Genomic DNA, 1,575 nt, shown 5'->3' with positions numbered 1-1,575 from the left:
CCAACACCGCCGACGCCAACACCGCCGACGCCAACACCGCCGACGCCAACACCGCCAACACCAACCCCGCCGACACCAACCCCGCCGACGGAAAACCACGCGCCGACCGGTGCCGTCACCGTCAGCGGCAAAATCCAGGCGGGGGTGACCATCCACGCCAGCAACAGCCTCGCCGATGCCGACGGCATGGGCGACGTCCATTACCAATGGCTGGCCGACGGAGAAACCATCGGCAGCGGCGCGGACTACACCCTGAACCTCGCCGACATCGGCAAAACCATCAGCGTCCGCGCCAGCTACACCGACGGCCTCGGCAACCTTGAAAGCCGCGACAGCCTGCCGACCGCCGCCGTAGGCAAAGCCGCAGTCGCGCCGCCCTTTACCAACACCTTCGACGAACCCACCTTCCCGTGGGCGGGCGTGGACTGGTTCGCGCGCGACACCGACTGGGCGCCGGGCGCGCCACAAAAAAGCGGCGAATGGTCGCGCGACAACATCCGCGTTAACGGCGACACCCTCGAAATGCAGCTCACCAACGGCAGCGGCGAAAGCCCGGTCGCCGCGCAAATCTCCAGCAGCGAAGCGATGGGCTACGGTAGCTACCAGATCACCGTCAGCGCCGACTTCCGCCACTTCGACGCCTACACCGTCTTCGGTTTCTTCACCTACGAATGGGCAAAACCGAGCATCCCCGGCCACCGCGAGCTGGACGCTATCGAAATCTCGCGCTGGGGCGGCAGCGCCCTGCAAGGCCTATTCACCTACTGGCCGACCGACGACGCCATCAAAGTCCGCCCCGCCTACGCCTGGCCGGACGACCTCGACCGCGCCACCATCCGCATGGACTGGACGGCGGAGCGCATCACCTGGACAGTGAGCGACCCCGCAAGCGGCAAAACCCTGCACCAGGTCAGCAGCACAGAAAACATCCCCGTCGCCGACAAACAACAAATCCACCTCAACTTCTGGACGTACAGCTACGACGCGCCCGGCTGGCACAAAGCCAAGGCGCAGCACATCAACGTCGAATCCTTCAGCTACACCCCGGCAGACGGCGACAGCCCCTCGCCGCACGCGCCGCCACTGCAGCAATTGCTGGAACAGCCGCCATTACTGCGCACTACCCGCGACGACACCTCGCCGTCGGCGCCGCACGACCAGCCAGCGCAATACCACCACGCCAGCGCCGCCGTCTCGCTGCACGAAGACGAACTGCCGCCACTGGCGGGGATAATCTAAGGACCTGTTTAAAATCCCCCTCCCCTGCAGGGCGAAGCCCGCAGCGGGCGGGTTCCCACACAAAATGCATCCGCATTTTGCGTGGGGCCCGGGGGAGGGTTGGGGAGGGGGTGTAGGGATGTTGTTCATGAATCGAAATTCCGGTTTTTTCAATCGTTTGCTGGCCTCACCCCGGCCCTCTCTCGCTGCGCGAGCTGTTTCAGTCCCACGGGGAGAGGGGGCATATAGCAATCCTCTCTAAATTCTATACAATCATCAATTTCCCTGGAGCCTGACCATGTCATACCCCCAAGCCATGAGAGAAAGGGCCATAGCCGCGCATCTGGAGCAGGGCAT

Annotated in this window: 1 protein-coding gene; it reads left to right on the top strand. The window is 64.1% G+C overall.

Translation table 11 applies throughout. The features are described 5' to 3' along the window. A partial coding sequence (locus ACO54Z_RS12890; RefSeq protein ID WP_485997377.1) for a LamG domain-containing protein occupies positions 1 to 1,239 on the top strand: 1,239 nt, incomplete at its 5' end. Positions 1,240 to 1,575 lie beyond the last annotated feature (336 nt).

The sequence above is a fragment of the Cardiobacterium sp. genome (assembly GCF_057314735.1).
This window is presented reverse-complemented; position numbering and strand designations above follow the sequence as displayed.